Origin of the sequence: Dactylosporangium darangshiense, assembly GCF_039537565.1 — a bacterium.
In the GTDB taxonomy this organism is placed as follows: Bacteria; Actinomycetota; Actinomycetes; order Mycobacteriales; family Micromonosporaceae; genus Dactylosporangium; species Dactylosporangium darangshiense.
The window spans coordinates 377,679-396,417 of record NZ_BAABAT010000004.1; the positions used below are offsets into that span (position 1 = coordinate 377,679).

An 18,739-nucleotide genomic window follows, 5' to 3' on the forward strand; every position below is an offset into this window, starting at 1 on the left:
GGCGGTTGGCTATTGTGCGCGGGTGAGCGTCACGGCGCCGGATCCGCAGCGGGTGCGGGAGGCGAGCATCGAGCAGCTGCACCGCCTGCGGCTGCCACTACCCCCGCCGGACTTCCCGCTGGTCTGGGAGCCCGGTGACCAGGTCGAGCTGCGCCCCGGCGGCGAGATCGAGGCCCGTGCCGCGTGCCTGAACGTGGTGCTGGCCCGCGCGCACGGCATGCCGCCGGAGCTCGCCGTGCAGTGGCTGGCCGAGGCGCGGCTCATCGATCGGCTTACCCCGCCGGAGTGGCAGTTCGTCGCCGACGGCGTCGGCGACGAGCGCTCCTTCGCGCTGCACGTGGAGGCGCTGTTCGCCCTGTCCTGGCTGCTCGGCATCGCGATGGACCTCGACCCGCTGCTGCGCTGCGCCGCGGACGGCCTGATGGAGCGCCTGCCCAACCTGGTGCAGGGCGAGAGCTTCGACGCCTGGCGCCGCCGCACCCTGGCCGCGCCGCGCTCCGCGGTCGCCGCCGCGCAGCAGCTGGACCTGTATTACTGCCTGGATCGCTCGATCCTGGAGGCCGAGCGCGCCGGCCTGCCGCTTCCGGGCCAGGCCGACTCGAACACGACGGGCCAGCGCCGCTGGGCCCTGGAGTGGGCGGTGGTCTTCGCCGGCCCGTACCACGGCGCCGCGCCCGGCTGGGAGCAGGTGGACCTCTCGACGTAGTCGCGCCCGGATAAGTCAGGATGCTGGCGCATCCCGACTTATCCGACTTATACATTTGGACGGGGCAATTGCCACACCGTCAGGTCCACGTCCAGGGTCGCGGCGATCGGCTCGGGCATCGCCTCGAGTGCGCGGGCGATCGCGGCCGGATCGGTGTGCCACGCGCTCGGGCCCATGCCGACGAGGGCGTGCGCGTCGGCGCGCGTCAGGGCGAGGGCCGTGCGTATGCGGCGGGCTGCCGCGAGTACCAACGCGGGATTCAGGCTTTTGTGCAAACGCTCCCGTTTGGCCGGATCCACCCGGATCAGGCCCAGGGCGTCGACCAGCTCGGCCAGGTGGCCCTCGCCGGGCGTGGCGACGATCAGGCGGCCGTCGGGGCGCAGCACGCGGGCGAACTCCGGACCCGATCGCGGTGCGAAGACGTCCAGGATCGCGGTGGCGGCGCCGTCGGCGATGGGCAGGCCCTGCCAGATGTCGGCCCGGACCGCGCCGATGCGCTCATCGGCCCGGGCCGCGCGGCGCAGGGCGGCCTTCGAGGTGTCGATGGCGAGCCCGACATTTCCGTTCCGGCGAACATATCGCGCCAGATAGTGCGCCGTGCCGGCACCGACCTCCACGACGAGCCCCGGCCCGGCCGCCTCCTCGGCGATCGCCGCGGCCAGGGGCTCGAAATGGCCGGCCGCCAGCAACGACTCGCGGGCCGCCACCATCTCCGGCGTGTCGCCGGTGTGGGCGGCGCGGCCGGCGGTCAGGTCCACGTAACCCTGCCGGGCGATGTCGAACGAGTGCCCCCGCGCGCAGCGCAGTGCCCGCTCGGCGGGCGACAGCGACTCGCGGCATACCGGACAGCGCAGATGTGTGATGACGGACGGGTGCACAGCACTAGTGTCGGTGCATGGCTGTCTCCTCAGTTCCGGCTGGCCCATCTTTCGACGAGATCCGTCGAGCGCCGAAGGCCCTGCTGCACGATCACCTGGACGGGGGGCTGCGGCCCGCCACGATCCTCGACCTCGCCGCCGGGATCGGCCACGAGCTGCCGGCGGCCACGCCGGAGGGTCTCGGCGAGTGGTTCGTCGCCGCGGCCGACTCGGGGTCGCTGGAGCGGTACCTCACCACCTTCGCACACACCGTCGCCGTCATGCAGACCGCGGACGCGCTGCACCGCGTCGCCCGTGAGTGCGCGCTCGACCTGGCGAGGGACGGGGTGGTGTACGCCGAGGTGCGCTTCGCCCCCGAGCAGCACCTGGAGCGGGGCCTGAGCCTGCCCGAGGTGGTGGAGGCGGTGCTGGACGGCTTCCGGGCCGGTTCGGCCGAGGCGGCCGAGCAGGGCACCCCGATCCGGGTCGGCACGCTGCTGACCGCGATGCGCCACGCGGCGCGCTCGATGGAGATCGCCGAGCTTTCCATCCGGTACCGCGACGCCGGCGTCGTCGGCTTCGACATCGCCGGCGCGGAGGCCGGATACCCTCCCACGAGGCACCTGGACGCGTTCGAATACCTCCAGCGCGAGAACTCACATTTCACCATTCACGCCGGTGAGGCGTTCGGCCTGCCGTCGATCTGGCAGGCGCTGCAGTGGTGCGGCGCGGACCGTCTCGGACACGGTGTGCGCATCGTCGACGACATCGGGCCCGACAATGCACTCGGCCGGCTCGCCGCCTACGTGCGGGACAAGCGCATCCCGCTGGAGCTCTGCCCGTCGTCCAACGTGCAGACCGGCGCCGCCGCCTCGATTCGGGAGCACCCGATCGGGCTGCTGCGTGACCTGCGGTTCCGGGTCACGGTGAACACCGACAACCGGCTGATGAGCGGCACGAGCATGAGCCGCGAGATGGCCCTGCTGGTGGAGGCGTTCGGGTACGGGTGGCCGGAGTTGCAGTGGTTCACGGTCAACGCGATGAAGAGTGCCTTCATTCCGTTCGACGAGCGCCTCGCGTTGATCAACGACGTCATCAAGCCGGCGTACGCGAAGTTGACCTGATGTCCGGGTTTGTCACCCGTGATCATCTGGGTGTATCGGGTAAACCGCCCAGCGTAGGCGGATGATCGTCATAAATCCGATCTTTTTGGACATTTTTGTTGTACATGTACATAAGGCGCAGCAGGATACCTGGGCTTTCTTCTTGGCACGGGACATGGTGGAATCTCGGAGGTCTGGCCCAGTAGGGTCGGCCGGTCGCGGGTGCCTACTGTTCCACAAGGCGCCGGTTCGGAGGGCGGTGAAGTGAGCAAACGGCCATCGACGCGGGAGCCGGTCTCGTCGCGTCTGCGTTTCCCGATCGGCCGGCTCCGAGACCTGCCGATCTGGTCGAAGCTCGGCTTGATCATGATCGTTCCCATCATCGCCACGATCGTGGTCGGCACGAACGGTCTGGTCGGCAACATCGGTGAGGCGAACGACGCCGACCGGGCGCGCACCCTCTCCGGGCTGTCGGCGCAGGCGTCGGCGCTGGTCCACGAACTGCAGAGCGAGCGCGCCAACGCGGCGCTGCTGCTCGGCGTGATCAACGACCAGGCCGCCAGCGTCGAGGCCAAGAGCGTCTTCGAGCGGCAGACCCAGAAGACCGACGACGCCGCCAAGCAGTACCGGCTCACCCGGTCCGGCCTGGCCGACCCGCCGGAGGACTTCCGGGCGCAGCTCGCCTCGATCGACACGCAGCTCGGCGACCTCTCGGGCATGCGCAAGCAGATCTCCGACGGCGGCAAGGACGTCCTGGCCAGCACCGTGGTGGGTCGCTACCGCACGCTGATCGACGACCTGCTCGGCATCCGCGACAGCGCGGCCGAGCTGTCGAACAACCCGTCGCTCGGCGCCGACATGCGTGCCGCGGCCGCGATCTCCGAGATGAAGGAGCAGGTCTCGCTCGAGCGCGAGGTCGTGCTCCGGGCGCTCACCTCGAAGCAGTTCACGCCGCAGCTGCGCAAGGAGTTCCAGTCCGCCGTCACCGGGCGCGACCAGGCCGAGGAGCAGTTCCGCGTCAACTCCCAGCCGTGGCACCGCGACCTGTACGACAAGAAGATCTCCGGCTCCGACCTGCGCGAGGCCCAGAAGTTCGAGGGCATGCTTTCCCCGCTGACCACCGAGGACCTGCCCCCCGGCATCTTCAAGCCGGCGGACTGGGACAACGCCATGGTCAACCGGGCCAACCTGCTGCGCGGCATCGAGATCGAGTTCGACGAGCACAACACCGAGGACGCCACCGCGCACCGCAACGACCTGCAGCGCCAGGTGCTCGTCACCGCCGGCGTCCTGCTCGGCATGCTGCTGCTCGCGATCCTCTTCGCCTGGATCGTGGCCCGGTCGATGGCCCGCTCGCTGCGCGAGCTGCGCCACGGCGCGCTGACGGTCGCGCAGTTCGGCCTGCCGCAGGCGGTACAGCGCCTGCGTGACCCGTCGCTGGCCACGCAGATGTCGCCGCACCAGGTCGCCCTGCAGATCGCCGAGCCGCTGCCCATCCGCAGCCGCGACGAGTTCGGGCAGGTGGCCGAGGCGTTCAACGCCGTCCACCTCGAGGCCGTGCGCACCGCGGCCGAGCAGGCCGCACTGCGAGCCAGCGTTGCGACGATGTTCGTCAACCTCGCCCGCCGCTCCCAGATCCTGGTCGACCGGCTCATCGGTCACCTGGACCGGCTGGAGCGCGGCGAGGAGGACCCGGACCGCCTGGCCGAGCTGTTCCAGCTCGACCACCTCGCCACCCGGATGCGCCGTAACGACGAGAACCTCCTGGTCCTCGCCGGCGCCGACTCAACGCGCATCCAGCGCGAGCCGGCGCCGCTGATGGACGTGCTGCGCGCCGCGCAGTCCGAGGTGGAGCACTACACGCGCATCGAGTTCGGCATGATCGACCGGGACATCGAGATCGCGGCGCACGCGGTCAACGACATGGTCCACCTGGTCGCCGAGCTCCTCGACAACGCGACGGCGTTCTCGCCGCCGGACTCGGCCGTCATCGTGGAGGCCCGCCGCGTCGGCGACCGCTCGGTGCTGCTGGTCGAGGACCACGGCATCGGCGTTTCGCCCGAGCAGCTGTCCGAGCTCAACGAGCGCCTCGCCAACCCGCCGATGGTCGACGTGGCCGTCTCCCGGATGATGGGCCTCGTCGTGGTCGCCCGCCTTGCGGCCCGGCACGGCGTCAAGGTCGAGCTGCGGGCGGCCCGCGAGCGCGGCACCGTCGCCGATGTGACTATGCCGGCCGGCGTGCTGGTCCCGCGGGCGCTGTCCGGGCGGGCGACCGCCGGGATGCCGACCGCCGGCATGCCCGCCGTCGGCCCCAACGACGTCGTGCAGGCCCGGCCGATCCCGGCCGCCCCGTCGCCGCGCTCCCCGCTGGCCTCACCGCTGGCGCTGGAGAGCGGCCCGACCCCGGGCGGTCTCGGTGGCGGCGACCTCAGCGGCGCCGGCCGAGGGCCGGGCGGCGGTGGCGGTCCTCGCTTCGGCACCCTCACCAGCAGCGGCCTCTTCGGCGGCGGCAGCCAGGGCAACACCGGCGAGCGCCCGACCGTCAACGGCTTCGCCAACGGCGCCCCGCCGCGCCCGGCACCGCCCGCGCCGCCGTCGCGCCCCTCCCTGCCGCCCAGCGGCGGCGGGTTCGAGCGCGGCGACAGCTTCGCGGGCCAGGGCGGCTACGGCGATCGCGGCGGCAACGGCTTCGGCGACCAGGGCGGCTACGACCGCGGTGGCAGTGGATACGACCGCGGCGGCAGTGGCTACGACCAGAGCGGCTATGACCGGGGCGGCAACGGCTTCGGTCGCGGCGGCAACGGCAACGGCGCCGGCCCCGGTGCGGACCGCGGCGCGCCTCCCGGGCGCAACCTCCCGGCCTGGTCGGACCTCACCGGCGTCGGCAACGACCCGCTCCCGCCGAGCCGCTCGGACCGGGACCGGCTGGACCGCTCCGGCGACCTCGGCTCGCTGCCGCAGCGGCGCGCGAACGAGGCCTGGCCGTCCGACGACGCCGAGGGCGAAGAGGTCAGCGGCCCGATCCCGCGGCAGCGTCCGGGCTTCCCGAGCCCCTACGACGACGCCCCTGCGGGCCCGTCGGCGCCCCCCGCGGCCCCGCCGCTGTCCCAGTGGCCCCCGGCCGAGCCCGAGCCGCCGCGCCCCGCGCCGCAGCCGGACGCATACGCGCCCGTCGACATGACGGCGGAGATCCCGCGGGTCCGCCTGGACTGGGATCCGGCGCCGAACGAGAGTGATGCTCACGACTCTCGCCAGCGCTTCGTGGACGAGACGATGGAGCTGCCGATCTTCCGGGAGCTCGAGTCGGCCTGGTTCACGACGACGCGGCAGCCCCTGGAGGACCCCGCGCCGGCGGCTCCCGCACCTGCTCAGCCTTCGCCCAGCCAACGGCCGGTCGAGGTGACGTACAGCGAAGCGCCGTCCCCATACGTGCCCCCGCAGCGATTTGAAACCCGTAGTCCGGGTGAAGCTTCGCGAGGTTCGGCCGACCGGGCGTCGAGTGGTTCGGCAGTAAACTGGCACACTGCGGCAGACGAAGGATGGCAAGCGGCAGCGGCAATCGCCGAAGCGCAGGAATTCTCGACGACCGACATGGGTTTGCCCAAGCGCGTGCCGATGTCGCAGTTGGTTCCAGGCGGGGTTGAAAAGAACACCGCCGTTGCGCACAAGCGGACGCCGGAGTCCGTGCGCGGTCTGTTGTCGGCGTATCACCGAGGCGTTCAGCGCGGCCGCACGCGGTCCGACGACTCGAAAACCCCGGAGCCGACTTCGGCCGGGCCTCAAAACTCGCAGGTTGGCAAGGAGCAAGAGGCATGACATCTACGCAGGATCTCGGTTGGTTGCTCGCCAACTTCGCGGACCGAGTGCCGGGGGTCGCCCACGCGGTCGCCGTCTCGGCGGACGGTCTGCTGTTGGCTGCTTCTCGCGACCTGCCCCGCGACCGCGGCGATCAGCTCGCGGCGATCGCCTCCGGTCTGGTCAGCCTGACCCAGGGCGCGTCGCGTTGCTTCGAGGGCGGTGCGGTGCTGCAGACTGTCGTCGAAATGGACAACGGCTTCCTGTTCCTCATGTCGATCTCCGACGGTTCGTCGTTCGCGGTCCTCGCGGCCCGCGCCTGCGACGTCGGTCAGGTCGGCTATGAAATGGCGCTGCTGGTCGACCGGGTCGGTGACGCTCTCACGCCGCCGCCACGGCCTACCGCTTCGATGCTCGGCTGAAGCTGAACTTGGTGACAGAGCAATATCCATTAGCTGTATCAAACTCATTGGCTGCTTACGAGGCCCGACGAGTGAGGAGGTGAACGGCGAACATGGCCGAACGCGATGAGCCAACGGGCGCGTTGGTAAGGCCGTACGCCGTCACCCGAGGTCGCACCCGGCCCAAGCTGGAGATTGCGATCGAGGCGCTGGTCGAGACCACCGTGCGTGGCCGGGCGGCCAATACCCGGCCGGGCGGTGCTCACGGCCAGGAGCAGCAATACATTTCCACGCTTTGCGACGGGCGCCTGCAGTCCCTCGCCGAGATCGCGGCCCGCATGCAGCTCCCGCTGGGTGTCGCCCGCGTCATCGTGGCGGACATGGCTGCCGACGGACTGGTCGCGGTGTACGAGCCGACCTCGCTCGACGAAAACGAGTCGGTGGGCACAGAACTGCTTGAGAGGGTGCTGAGTGGACTTCGGAGGCTCTGACGTGGCGCACCGCCCAGGGCGGGTCACGTCAGCGAAGATCGTCATCGCCGGAGGTTTCGGCGTGGGCAAGACCACACTGGTCGGCTCGGTCTCGGAGATCACGCCGCTGACCACCGAGGCCATCATGACCTCCGCCGGGGTCGGTGTGGATGACACCCGCAATGTGCCCGGCAAGACGACGACCACGGTCGCGATGGACTTCGGTCGTATCTCGATCGACCGGGACCTGATCCTGTACCTGTTCGGCACCCCGGGCCAGACCCGTTTCTGGTTCATGTGGGACGAGCTGGTGCGCGGGGCCATCGGGGCGGTCGTGATGGTGGACACGCGGCGTCTCGCCGACTGCTTCGCCGCCATCGACTTCTTCGAGCACCGCCGGCTGCCGTACCTGGTGGCCATCAACTGCTTCGACGGCGTGCAGTACCACAACGCCGACGACGTGCGCGAGGCGCTCGCGATCTCGAGCGACGTGCCCGTCGTGTCGTGTGACGCGCGTTCCCGCGAGTCGACCAAGAACGTACTCATCTCGCTCGTCGAGTACGTCCTGTCGATGCGCCGGACCCGCGCGACCGCGCCCGCGTAAGCAGTCACCGCGCACACAACTGCACAACAGCACGGCACCCCTCAGCCGCAGCCGCGCACCGAGTAGCCCTTCTGGGTCGCCCGGTGCGTGTTTGCGTTGTAGGACCTTCACGCAGCGTGCGCAGCCAATCCCTCTACGGGGTTCGCGCTTTCGATCCGATATGTCCGCCACTCCGTGAGTGGACATATCGGTTTTTCGGTTACGCCCTGATCCGGCGGCTACTGCGGGCCCAGATGGGCTCTCAGAGGCCCGTAGGGCGCTCGACTTCCCAAGGCCGGGTAGGGGAAGCCACCGAGCTCAAAAGGCTCCAGGCATGAACAAGGGCCGCCTCCCGGTGGGAGACGGCCCTTTGTTCAGACGTTGCTAGCGGCGCGCCGAGCGGTACTCGTACTCGCGCTCCTGGTACTCCCGGCTGTTCGCGTCCCGGCTGAAGTCCCAGCCGCCCGCCGACTCGCGGCCCGGGCGGCCGCCGACCGAGAACCCGCCGACCTCCTGGCCGCGGCGCCAGCCGCGGAAGTAGCCGGTGGTGTGCGCGGCGATCTGGGCGGCGTCGCGGACGATCCGCAGCGGCCGCTCCGGGTTGTTGACCGGCGCGCCCGGCACCAGGTTCTGCTGCGGCACGCGCCGCGGCAGGCCCGAGCGGGTCTCGTCGCCGATCTCCGGCGCTGCGGCCCGCTGTGCCGCCTGCCAGGCCGAGTCGTTGGAATTCTCCCAGGCGGGGCGCGCGGGCGGGGCGACGGTCTCGCCGGTCGAGTCCGCGTCCCAGTCGGTGAACCAGGCGGAGCGGGCCGCGGCGAAGATCAGCAGGTCGCCGTCGCCCTCGTCGGCCGGCTTCGGGGCGGCCGCCTCGCGCTCGGCGGCGGCGCGACGGCTGCGACCGGCGCCCGAGCCGCTGCTGCGGGCGGTGGCCCGCTCGGCCGGGCGGTCCGAGTCGACCAGGCGCAGGGCCGGGGGCTCGAAGCGGAACTCGCCGCTGTACTCGCCGCTGAGCTCGTCCGGGTAGCCGCCCTTGAGCGCCGGGTCCTGCACCGGGGCCGGCTCGACCAGGCGCAGGCCTGCGGGCTCGAGCGGCAGCTCGCCGGTCTGCCACGGCGGGGGCACGCGGCCCTCGCGCTGGCGGGGCAGCTCGACGTGGCGCTCGGCGGTGCGGGACCGCTCGCTGCGGGGGATCTCGGTGCGCGACCGCTCGGAGCGGGGGATCTCGGTCCGCGAACGCTCGGAACGCGGGATCTCGGTGCGCGAGTGCTCCGAACTCGCCGGCCGCTCGGGGCTCGTCAGCCGCTCCGAGACCGTCGGCTCGGTGCGCGGGCCGCGGGAACGCTCGGAACGCGGGAGCGCCGTGCTCTCTTCGGCCTCGGCGGGCCGGCCGCGCCGGGACTCCGACCGGGTCGGCTGCTCGGCCGCCCGCTCGCGCTCGACCCGCTCCTCGCGCTCCCGCTCGGCGCGGTTGCGCTCCGAGCGCGACAGCCCCGACAGGGCGGACGCGATCGAGTGCGACGGTGCGGAGGCGGCGGGCTCGGAGCGGGAGAGCTCGGACCGTGACAGGCCGCTGAGTTCGCCGCGGCCGGCGAGGGGCGGGAACTCCCCGGAGGTGGAGCCGGTGCCGGCGGCGGCGAACGAGCCGCGCGAGCCGGTGGTCTCCAGCGGCGACGCCGCGTCGAGCGCGGAGAAGTCCGGGGGCTGCGGGATGTCGCTCAGCTTCGGCAGGCTGCTCAGCTCCGAGGGGGAGGCGAGCGGGTCCGCGCCGAACGCATAGGCCGGCGTCTCCGTGGAAGGCGTCTCCGCCCCGCCCAGCGGCCAGCTGGAGCGCGAACTCGCCCCGGCGGCGGCCGTGTCCAGAGTCGGGGGCTCACCGAGCGCGCTGAGGTCGCTCAGCCGCATCGCGCCGCTGTCGTGCGCGCCGCCCGAGGTGGGCGCGGCGGACACGGACGCGGCCGGCGGGGCCGAGGACGGGCCGGACAGCGGGTCGTAGCCGTAGGGGTCGAAGCGCGGCGGCTCGCCGATCAGCGGCGCGATGCCCGGCGGTGGCGGCGGCATGAGCGAGGCGTACTGCGGCTCGCTCGCCGTCTGCTGCGTCGGCTGCGGCGGGATCACCGGGATCGGCGCGACCGGCGGCGGCGCGACGGGCGCGGGTGCCACCGGCAGCGGCGCGACCGGCACGGGCTGCGGGGGAGCCGGCTGCAGCGGCACCGGGATCGACTGCATCGACGCGGGTGTCGGCGGCTGGTACGTCGGGGGCATCGGCGGCGCGGGCGCGTACATCGGTGCCGGCGGCTGGTAGGCGGCCGGCTGGTACGTCGGCGGCGCGGCGTGCGACGGCGGCGCGTACCCGGGCGGAGTCGACGTCACCGGCGGCGCGGAGGTGACCCCGTACGCCGGCGGCGCCGAGGGAACCTGACCGTAGGCGGCCGGCGGGGCCGAGGGGACCTGCCCGTAGGACGGGCCGCTCGCGGCGGCCGGCGTGTACCCGGGCGGCGTCGAGATGACCGGCGGCGTGGAAGTTACAGCCGGCGGCGCGGAGATGACCGGCGGCTGGGCCTGCGCCGGCACGGCCGGAGCGTTCTGGGCGCGGCGGCGGCCGCCGACGGCACGCGCGGCGTTCGACTCCTCGGCGCGGGCGGCCTCGGCGGCGCGTGACGCGGCGCGGGAGCGGGTCTGCGGGGCCTCGGCCGCGGCGGCCGCCGGGCGGCCGTTGGCGGCGGCGGCGCGCGAGCGCGACGGCGCGTTGTCCAGGGCCGGGGCCTGTGCCTGGGCGGCGGGCCGGAGCGGGCCGGCCGGGGCCAGCGGCGCGGCGGGCGCCAGCGGCGTGGCCGGGCGCTGGCGGCCGGCAGCGACGTGGTGCATCGACGGGCTCATCTTGTCCGCCAGCACCGCGACCAGGGCGGCTGCCGCGGCGTCGCTCGCGCGCACCGCGGCGACCGACTGCCGGATGGTCTCGGCGACGGCGTTGTTCATGACCCGGTTGACGCCGGTGCGGCGGGGCGTCTCGGCGATCGCGACCCGCAGGGCGGTGATCGCCTCGCCGAGGGTGTCGGCGTCGGCGACGCCGGCCTTGGCGAGCTCGGCCACGACGGCCGCGTCGCCCTTGCGCCCGGTGGCGCCGCCGCCGAGGATGCCCGGCTCGGGCAGCGCGTCGAGGATCGCCAGCGGGATGGCCTCGGCCGGGTCCGGGTAGGCGCGCAGCGCGGCCGGGTAGAGCTCGCGGAGGACCTCGCGCAGCGTGGCCGCGGCGCTCTGCCGGCCCGAGACGACCGCGGCGTGCGCGGCGAGGACCGGCTTGAGCGGCAGCATGTCGCGGGGCGGGCTCTGGCCGACCGCGGAGAGCACGCCGGCCTGCAGCGCACGGGCGAGGCCGACGGCGCGGCGCTCGGCCGCGTTGGACTGGATCTCCTCCGGAGACTCGTCGTCGGCGAAGCGCTCGGCGTAGTCGTCGGCCGAGTCGTCGTCGGTGAAGGCGAGGTTGCGGCCCGCCGCGGTGAGCAGCTGGGTGACGACGTGGTCGTCGCTCTCGGCCGCGACCGCCACGGCGGACGTGCCGCCGGAGCGCTGCGCCAGCAGCGCGCTCAGCTCGGCATAGCCACCGGCGTCGTCGCTCACCTCGCAGATGTCGATGAGTCGGCCGGCGTCGTCGACGACCGCGACGGTCAACCAGATGTCGGAACCCGACTGCGGCTCGGCGAGATCAGCCGACGCCAGACCGCAGTACACCCGAACGAGCGCCACCGCGTCGTCCTCCTCTCGGGACATCAGTTGAGCTTTCGTCACGTCGGCGGGGACTGTCCCGAACTCCCCACCGACGTGTTGCCGCAGGTCAAACTGAACGACCTCTAGTGAACAGGTTGACGGCCGGTGACGCGATCAGCCGTTTCGGCTGAATGCCCCGCTGGCTGATCGTCGACCACTGCCGCCACCCGTCCGGCTAGGGGCCGGGTCGGGCCCGCCGTGCCAAAATGCCCACGGCTTAGATCCTGTCGGTCACAAATCAATCACGCCAGTCCACGGCGGCAGAAATCTTGCCAATAATCGTCCGCCAGCCGAGGGCTGCCTGTTGTGCCCCGATTTTCTTGAGCCGGCGCTTCGCGAAGAAGCCCCCGACGCCGCCTGATGCCGCAGCTCGCAGGCCCTCGTCGAGGTCGTCGAGGGGCGAGCCCGCCGAGAGCGCGGTGCGGACCGGCTCGAGCCGCAGGGCGTAAGCAAGGTCACGTGCGGCCTCGCCGGCGCCGAGCAACAGGTCGGTGTCCCACGCGTCCTGGCCACCGCGGAGGTTCTCCACGACGAGGTCCAGCTCGTAGCGGTTCTCGTCCGTGGCCACGACCGACGACGCGGTGATGCGCGACTTGAGGCTGCCCCAGGTGTCGAGCTGGACCATGTCGTGCTCGGCGTCGGACTTCACGAACTCGACGAGGCCCTCGACGCTGCGGAAGAGCAGCAGCTTGCCGTGGTCGCTGAGGAAGACGGGAACCTCCTCGGGCTCCTCCTCTTCCTCCTCTTCTTCTTCCTCGGCCTCTTCCTCTTCCGCCTCGGCCTCTTCGTCCTCAGCGTCTTCGGAGTCTTCGACCTCTTCGACTTCATCCGACTCGTCCGACTCATCGGACTTGTCCGAAATTTCGGAGTCTTCGTCGTCCTTGTCGGAGGACTTCTTCTTGCTCTTGGCGGAACTCTTCGAAGCGGCGACGGGCTCCGGCTCCTCCTCGAACATCTCCGCGTTCTCGAGGATCACGACCCGATCGTCGTCTTCGTCCTCCTCGTGCCGGCGGTGGAGGATCGCGAAGTCGTCCTCCTCCTCGTCGACCTCGGTCGGCGTCAGCTCGTTCGACATCCGGTACGCCCGCAGCGTGTACCCGACGCCCTTCGGCAGCGCCAGCTCGACCGGCTCGATCTTGACGTCGTCCCACATCGCGTCGGCCTGCGCCGAGCGGGTAGCGCCGTCCTCATCCTCGAGGTCGTCATCCTCGAGGTCGTCGTCGTCGACCTCCTCGACCTCGTCGACCTCGTCGGCGTTCTCGTCGACCTCGACGTCCTCGACGGCGTCGAGCTCCTCATCCACCGGCTTGGCCTTTTCCAACGGCTCGGCCTTCTTCAACGGCTCGGCCTTCTTGGCGCTCGGCCGCGACGACGCGGACCGTGAAGACTGGGAAGACTGGCGGGCCACTGTGACCTCCGTAGTCGGGCTCGGCGTGCGGGCACACCAGGGCGTGTGTGGCCTCGCGCACAAAACACCCTAGTGTGCACCGTCTGCGGCGGTCAGACCCCCTTGGGGTGCCAGACCGTCTTGATCTCCAGCAGCGAAAGCATCCGTGACACGCCCGGGTCGGCGGCCCAGTCCGGCGTGCTCGGGCGGATCACCCGCTTCAGGTTCTCGGCCGCGGCGACCTCGAGCTCCCTGCCCAATGTGGGGTCCGTCACACCAGTCAGGTCGATGGCGTTGACGTCCATGTGCGCGGCGAGCCACGGTGCCATCTCGGCGACCGAGCCGGTCAGCACGTTGACGACCCCGCCCGGCAGGTCCGACGTCGCCAGTACCTCGCCCAGCGTGACCGCCGGCAGCGGCCGCTCGGTCGAGGCGAGCACGACGACGGTGTTGCCGGTGACGATGGCCGGCGCGACGACGCTGACCAGCCCCAGCAGCGACGACGCCGCGGGCGCGACGATGCCGACCACCCCGGTCGGCTCGGGCGCGGAGAGGTTGAAGTAGGGGCCGGCGACGGGGTTGGCCCCGCCGAGCACCTGGGCGACCTTGTCGGACCACCCGGCGTACCAGACCCAGCGGTCGATCGCGGCGTCGACGATCGCGGCGGCGTCGCGCTCGCCGGCGCCCTCCGCCGCGGCCACCTCGGCGACGAACTGGTCGCGGCGGCCCTCCAGCATCTCCGCGACGCGATACAGGATCTGCCCGCGGTTGTACGCGGTCGCGCCGGACCACTTGGCAACGGCCGCCCGGGCCGCCTTCACGGCGTCGCGGACGTCCTTGCGGGACCCGAGCGCGGCGTTGGCGAGGAAGTCGCCGGAGGCCGACTGCACCTGGTAGGACCTCCCGGACTCGCTGCGGGGGAACGCGCCGCCGATGTAGAGCTTGTACGTCTTGCGTACGGCCAGGCGGGCGGGGGACTCAGTGCTCAAGGTAGGCCTCCAGCCCGTGCCGGCCGCCTTCGCGGCCGTAGCCCGACTCCTTGTACCCACCGAACGGCGAGGCCGGGTCGAACTTGTTGAACGTGTTGGCCCACACGACCCCGGCCCGCAGCCGGTCCGCGATGTTCAGGATCCGCGAGCCCTTCTCGGTCCACACGCCCGCCGACAGCCCGTAGGGCGTGTTGTTCGCCTTCTCGACCGCCTCGTCCGGCGTGCGGAACGTCAGCACCGACAGCACCGGCCCGAAGATCTCCTCGCGGGCGATGCGGTGCGCCTGGGTCACCCCGGTGAAGATCGTCGGGGCGAACCAGAACCCGCGGTCGGGCAGCTCGCACGGCGCGCTCCAGCGCTCGGCGCCCTCCTGCTCGCCGACCTGCGACAGCTCGCGGATGCGTGCCAGCTGCGCGGCGGAGTTGATCGCGCCGACGTCGGTGTTCTTGTCCAGCGGGTCGCCGACGCGCAGCAGCGCCATCCGCCGCTTGAGCGCCGCCAGGAAGTCCTCGGCGATCGACTCCTGCAGCAGCAGCCGGGAGCCGGCGCAGCACACGTGGCCCTGGTTGAAGAAGATGCCGTTGACGACGCCCTCGACCGCCTGGTCCAGCGCCGCGTCGTCGAAGACGATGTTGGCCGCCTTGCCGCCGAGCTCCAGGGTGAGCCGCTTGCGCGTGCCGGCCACCGCCTTGGCGATCGCGCGGCCGACCTCGGTCGAGCCGGTGAAGGCGACCTTGTCCACGCCCGGGTGCTCGACGAGCGTCCGGCCGGTCTCGCCGGCGCCGGTGATGATGTTGACGACGCCGGGCGGCAGGTCGGCCTGCTGGCAGATCTCGGCGAACAGCAGCGCGGTCAGCGGCGTCGTCTCGGCGGGCTTGAGCACCACCGTGTTGCCGGCCGCGAGCGCGGGCGCGATCTTCCACGCCAGCATCAGCAGCGGAAAGTTCCACGGGATGACCTGGCCGGCGACGCCCAGCGGGCGCGGGTCGGGTCCGAAGCCGGCGTAGGCCAGCTTGTCGGCCCACCCCGCGTAGTAGAAGAAGTGCGCGGCCACGAGCGGCACGTCGACGTCGCGCGACTCGCGGATCGGCTTGCCGTTGTCCAGCGACTCGAGCACGGCCAGCTCGCGGGAGCGCTCCTGGATGATCCGGGCGATCCGGAAGAGGTACTTCGCCCGCTCCCGCCCCGGCATCGGCCCCCAGACCGTGTCGTAGGCGTGCCGGGCGGCGGCGACGGCCGCGTCCACGTCGGCGGCGTCGGCGCAGGCGATCTCGGCGAGGGTCTCCTCGCTGGCCGGGTTGATCGACTTGAACGCCTCGCCCTTGCCGTCGACGAACTCACCGCCGATGAACAGGCCGTAGGACGAGCGGATGTCGACGATCGAGCGCGACTCGGGCGCCGGTGCGTATGAGAAGTCCATGTCGGCTCAGTCCAGGGTGAAGTAGTCGGGGCCGCTGTAACGGCCGGTGGTGAGCTTCGTGCGCTGCATCAGCAGGTCATTGAGCAGCGTGGAGGCCCCGAAGCGGAACCGGTCCGGGTCCAGCCAGTCGGGCCCGGCGGTCTCGTTGACCAGCACGAGGTACTTGATGGCGTCCTTGGCGGTCCGAATGCCGCCGGCGGGCTTCACGCCGATGATCCGGCCCGTCTCGGCCCGGAAGTCGCGCACCGCCTCGAGCATGACCAGCGTCACCGGCAGCGTGGCCGCGGGCTGCACCTTGCCGGTGGAGGTCTTGATGAAATCGGCGCCGGCGAGCATCGCCAGCCAGGAGGCGCGCCGCACGTTGTCGAGCGTCGCGAGCTCGCCGGTCTCGAGGATGACCTTGAGGTGGGCGTCGCCGCAGGCCTGCTTGACCGCGGCGATCTCGTCGTGGACCTCGGCGTAGCGGCCGGCCAGGAACGCGCCGCGGGAGATCACCATGTCGATCTCGTCCGCGCCGTCGGCGACGGCGGCCTTCGTGTCGGCGAGCTTCACCGACAGCGGCGCCTGGCCGGACGGGAACGCGGTGGCGACGCTGGCCAGGTGCACCCCGCTGCCGCGCAGCGCGTCGGCGGCCGCCTCGATCATTGCCGGGTAGACGCAGACGGCGGCGGCGCTCGGGCAGGTGGCATCGGCCGGGTCCGGTCGCACAGCCTTGGCGCACAGGGCGCGCACCTTGCCGGGGGTGTCGGAGCCCTCCAGTGTGGTCAGGTCGACCATCCGGATGGCCAGGTCGAGGGCCTGTGCCTTGGCACTGGTCTTGATCGACCGAGTGCCCAGCATCGCGGCGCGCTGCTCCGCGCCGACCTGGTCGACGCCCGGTAGGCCGTGCAGGAAGGTCCGCAACGCACCTTGTGAGCGCGCGACCTCGGCGGTGAGGGTCATGTCCCAAATATTAGGCTGTCCGTTCGTGGACGTACTCGTGGTGGATCACCCCCTGGCCAAGTCGCGGTTGACCGCGATGCGCGATGAGCGCACTGACAACGGCTCGTTCCGTGCGGCGCTGCACGAGCTGACGACGATGCTGGTGTACGAGGCCGCCCGGTCCTTCGCCACCGAGCGGTTCCCGGTCAAGACGCCGGTCGCGGTCGCCGAGGGCACCCGGCTGGCCAACCCGCCGCTGCTGGTGCCGGTGCTGCGGGCGGGCCTAGGCATGGCCGACTCGGCGCTGGCGCTGCTGCCGGAGTCGTCGATGGGGTTCGTGGGGCTCGCGCGCGACGAGGAGACCTACGAGCCGCGGGCCTACATGGAGTCGCTGCCCCGCGACCTGTCCGGCATCCCGGTGCTGGTGCTCGACCCGATGCTCGCCACCGGCGGCTCGCTGGAGCACTGCGTGCGCCTGCTGGTCGACCGCGGCGCCACCGACATCACCGTGCTGTGCGTGCTGGCCGCGCCGGCCGGCATCGAGCGGCTGGCCAACTCGGGCCTGCCGATGCGCCTGGTCACCGCCGCGATCGACGAGCGCCTCAACGAGCGCATGTTCATCGTCCCGGGCCTCGGCGACGCCGGCGACCGGCAGTTCGGCGGCATGCCCCGCTTCGGCGATTCGTGACGTGACGCTCTGCCGGACGTGACCCACTAGCGCAGGCCGAGGGCCTCCGCCGTCTCCGTGCGCAGCGCCGACAGGGAGGCGGCGGCGCGCTCGCGGGCGCCGGCGATGTCGCCGCCGGCGACCGGCTCGACGACCTCGAGGTAGGCCTTGAGCTTGGGCTCGGTCCCCGACGGGCGCACCACGACCCGGGTGGTGCCGGCGCGCAGGATGAGCACGTCGGACTCCGGCAGCCGGTCCTCGATCGCGGTGACCGGCTCGTCGAGCAGGTCGGCCGGCGGCCGGTCGCGGATCGTGGCCATCATCCGCGCGATCTCGCCGAGGTCTTCGACCCGCACGGAGAGCTGGTCGGTGGCGTGCACCCCGTAGCGCACGGCCAGCTCGTCGAGGCGGTCGCCCAGCGTGCGCAGCTCGGCCTTGAGCCCGGCGGCGAGCTCGCAGACCAGCAGGGCGGCGGTGATGCCGTCCTTGTCGCGGACCATGCCCGGCGCCACGCAGTAGCCGAGCGCCTCCTCGTACCCGTAGACGAGGTCGTCCCCGGCCCGCACGATCCACTTGAAGCCGGTCAGCGTCTCGCCGTAGGGCAGGTCGTGCTCGGCGCACATGCGCGACAGCAGGCTCGAGGAGACGATCGTGGTGGCGTAGCGGCCCCGGACCCCGCGGCGCATCAGGTGGTCGGCGAGCAGCGCGCCGACCTCGTCGCCGCGCAGCTGGTGCCACTGCCCGTCCCGCTCGTAGGCCACCGCGCAGCGGTCGGCGTCCGGGTCGTTGGCGATGGCGATGTCGGCGCCCTCGTGCGCGGCGAGCGCGAGCAGCCGGTCCATCGCGCCCGGTTCCTCCGGGTTGGGGAACGCCACGGTCGGAAAGTCCGGATCCGGCTCGGCCTGCTCGGCGACGACGAACGGCGCGGAGTACCCGGCGGCCTGCAGCGTCGCGGCGAAGACCTCCCGGCCGACGCCGTGCATCGGGGTGTACGCGACGGCGAGCTCCCGCGGCACGTCCGGGTCGATCACGCCGAGGGCGGCGTCGACGTACTCGCGCACGATCGCCTCGTCGAGCACCTCGCCCGGCCCGCCGAGCGACACGGAGGCGAGCGGCCCGACCTCGCGGATGGCTCGTTCGATTTCGGCGTCGGCCGGCGGGACGAGCTGTGCGCCGTCGGCGAGATACACCTTGTAACCGTTGTCCTGCGGAGGGTTGTGGCTGGCGGTGACCATGACGCCGGCCGCGGCGCGGTGGCGGCGCACGGCGAAGGCGAGCACCGGCGTGGGCAGCGGCCGCGGCATCAGCAGCGCGCGCCGCCCGGCACCGGTGACGACCCGGGCGGTCTCCACCGCGAACGCGTGCGACCCGTGCCGGGCGTCGTAGCCGATGACCACCGGCCGCTCGTCGGGCGCGGCCTGCTGCGCGCCGAGCCAGCGCACCAGGCCGGCGGCGGCGCCGCGCACCACGGCGAGGTTCATGCCGTTGGGCCCGGCGCGCAGCGGCCCGCGCAGGCCGGCCGTGCCGAAGCGCAGCGGCCCGGCGAAGCGGTCGGCCAGCTCGGGGGCGTTGTCCAGCACCGCCCGCAGCTCGTCGCGGCTGGCCGGGTCCGGATCGTCGGCCAGCCAGGCCTCGGCCTCGGCCCGAAGGGACAGGTTGGAGGTCATCTGCCCTT

The 18,739-nt window shown here is 72.2% G+C and carries 14 protein-coding genes; 7 read left to right on the top strand and 7 right to left on the bottom strand.

Going from position 1 to position 18,739, the window contains the following annotated elements; translation table 11 throughout:
• The first annotated feature begins 22 nt into the window (after window positions 1-22).
• Window positions 23-706, top strand: a complete 684-nt coding sequence (locus ABD901_RS11630) for a DUF4272 domain-containing protein (RefSeq protein WP_345124309.1) — start codon at window positions 23-25, stop codon at window positions 704-706.
• A gap of 47 nt (window positions 707-753) precedes the next feature.
• Here the strand turns inward: ABD901_RS11630 and ABD901_RS11635 are convergent, their stop codons facing one another.
• A complete protein-coding gene (locus tag ABD901_RS11635) occupies window positions 754-1,584 on the bottom strand; it encodes a putative RNA methyltransferase (RefSeq protein ID WP_345124314.1) in 831 nt (276 codons plus the stop codon).
• A gap of 17 nt (window positions 1,585-1,601) precedes the next feature.
• Between ABD901_RS11635 and ABD901_RS11640 the strand changes: the two genes are divergently transcribed.
• From ABD901_RS11640 to ABD901_RS11660, 5 genes are all read left to right on the top strand, one after another.
• On the top strand, window positions 1,602-2,687 hold the full coding sequence (locus ABD901_RS11640) for an adenosine deaminase (RefSeq protein WP_345124318.1): 1,086 nt from the start codon (window positions 1,602-1,604) through the stop codon (window positions 2,685-2,687).
• 345 nt (window positions 2,688-3,032) lie between these two features.
• The gene (locus ABD901_RS11645) at window positions 3,033-6,482 is read left to right on the top strand and encodes a sensor histidine kinase (RefSeq protein WP_345124321.1); all 3,450 of its coding nucleotides are present in this window, start codon (window positions 3,033-3,035) and stop codon (window positions 6,480-6,482) included.
• The gene (locus ABD901_RS11650; protein WP_033358336.1) at window positions 6,479-6,883 is read left to right on the top strand and encodes a roadblock/LC7 domain-containing protein; all 405 of its coding nucleotides are present in this window, start codon (window positions 6,479-6,481) and stop codon (window positions 6,881-6,883) included. Before ABD901_RS11645 ends, ABD901_RS11650 begins: the two co-directional genes overlap by 4 nt.
• Window positions 6,884-6,975: 92 nt before the next feature.
• Window positions 6,976-7,353, top strand: a complete 378-nt coding sequence (locus tag ABD901_RS11655) for a DUF742 domain-containing protein (RefSeq protein ID WP_345124324.1) — start codon at window positions 6,976-6,978, stop codon at window positions 7,351-7,353.
• A complete protein-coding gene (locus ABD901_RS11660; protein ID WP_345124326.1) occupies window positions 7,334-7,936 on the top strand; it encodes a GTP-binding protein in 603 nt (200 codons plus the stop codon). Before ABD901_RS11655 ends, ABD901_RS11660 begins: the two co-directional genes overlap by 20 nt.
• 363 nt (window positions 7,937-8,299) lie before the next feature.
• Here the strand turns inward: ABD901_RS11660 and ABD901_RS11665 are convergent, their stop codons facing one another.
• From ABD901_RS11665 to deoC, 5 genes are all read right to left on the bottom strand, one after another.
• The gene (locus ABD901_RS11665; RefSeq protein ID WP_345124329.1) at window positions 8,300-11,683 is read right to left on the bottom strand and encodes a hypothetical protein; all 3,384 of its coding nucleotides are present in this window, start codon (window positions 11,681-11,683) and stop codon (window positions 8,300-8,302) included.
• Between the two features lie 235 nt (window positions 11,684-11,918).
• Window positions 11,919-13,019, bottom strand: a complete 1,101-nt coding sequence (locus tag ABD901_RS11670) for a DNA primase (protein ID WP_345124331.1) — start codon at window positions 13,017-13,019, stop codon at window positions 11,919-11,921.
• Between the two features lie 161 nt (window positions 13,020-13,180).
• A complete protein-coding gene (locus ABD901_RS11675) occupies window positions 13,181-14,056 on the bottom strand; it encodes an aldehyde dehydrogenase family protein (protein ID WP_345124334.1) in 876 nt (291 codons plus the stop codon).
• Window positions 14,046-15,476: an aldehyde dehydrogenase family protein gene (locus ABD901_RS11680; protein WP_345124336.1), complete on the bottom strand. Its 1,431-nt coding sequence runs from the start codon at window positions 15,474-15,476 to the stop codon at window positions 14,046-14,048. Before ABD901_RS11680 ends, ABD901_RS11675 begins: the two co-directional genes overlap by 11 nt.
• A 6-nt stretch (window positions 15,477-15,482) precedes the next feature.
• Entirely contained in the window at window positions 15,483-16,418 is a 936-nt protein-coding gene (gene deoC / locus ABD901_RS11685; RefSeq protein WP_345124338.1) for a deoxyribose-phosphate aldolase, read from the bottom strand.
• A gap of 25 nt (window positions 16,419-16,443) precedes the next feature.
• Here deoC and upp point away from each other — a divergent pair, with 25 nt between their 5' ends.
• The gene (gene upp / locus ABD901_RS11690) at window positions 16,444-17,085 is read left to right on the top strand and encodes a uracil phosphoribosyltransferase (protein WP_345124341.1); all 642 of its coding nucleotides are present in this window, start codon (window positions 16,444-16,446) and stop codon (window positions 17,083-17,085) included.
• A gap of 26 nt (window positions 17,086-17,111) precedes the next feature.
• On the opposite strand, the gene ABD901_RS11695 is transcribed toward upp, so the two are convergent.
• Entirely contained in the window at window positions 17,112-18,731 is a 1,620-nt protein-coding gene (locus ABD901_RS11695) for a phospho-sugar mutase (protein ID WP_345124343.1), read from the bottom strand.
• Window positions 18,732-18,739: the final 8 nt, after the last annotated feature.

Bases quoted from the DNA above. Each gene is read 5' to 3' on its own strand.
- ABD901_RS11650 (WP_033358336.1), top strand. From the start codon at position 6,479: ATGACATCTACGCAGGATCTCGGTTGGTTGCTCGCCAACTTCGCGGAC.
- ABD901_RS11665 (WP_345124329.1), bottom strand. From the start codon at position 11,683: ATGTCCCGAGAGGAGGACGACGCGGTGGCGCTCGTTCGGGTGTACTGC.
- ABD901_RS11655 (WP_345124324.1), top strand. From the start codon at position 6,976: ATGGCCGAACGCGATGAGCCAACGGGCGCGTTGGTAAGGCCGTACGCC.
- ABD901_RS11640 (WP_345124318.1), top strand. From the start codon at position 1,602: ATGGCTGTCTCCTCAGTTCCGGCTGGCCCATCTTTCGACGAGATCCGT.
- ABD901_RS11680 (WP_345124336.1), bottom strand. From the start codon at position 15,476: ATGGACTTCTCATACGCACCGGCGCCCGAGTCGCGCTCGATCGTCGAC.
- deoC (WP_345124338.1), bottom strand. From the start codon at position 16,418: ATGACCCTCACCGCCGAGGTCGCGCGCTCACAAGGTGCGTTGCGGACC.
- ABD901_RS11645 (WP_345124321.1), top strand. From the start codon at position 3,033: ATGATCGTTCCCATCATCGCCACGATCGTGGTCGGCACGAACGGTCTG.
- ABD901_RS11695 (WP_345124343.1), bottom strand. From the start codon at position 18,731: ATGACCTCCAACCTGTCCCTTCGGGCCGAGGCCGAGGCCTGGCTGGCC.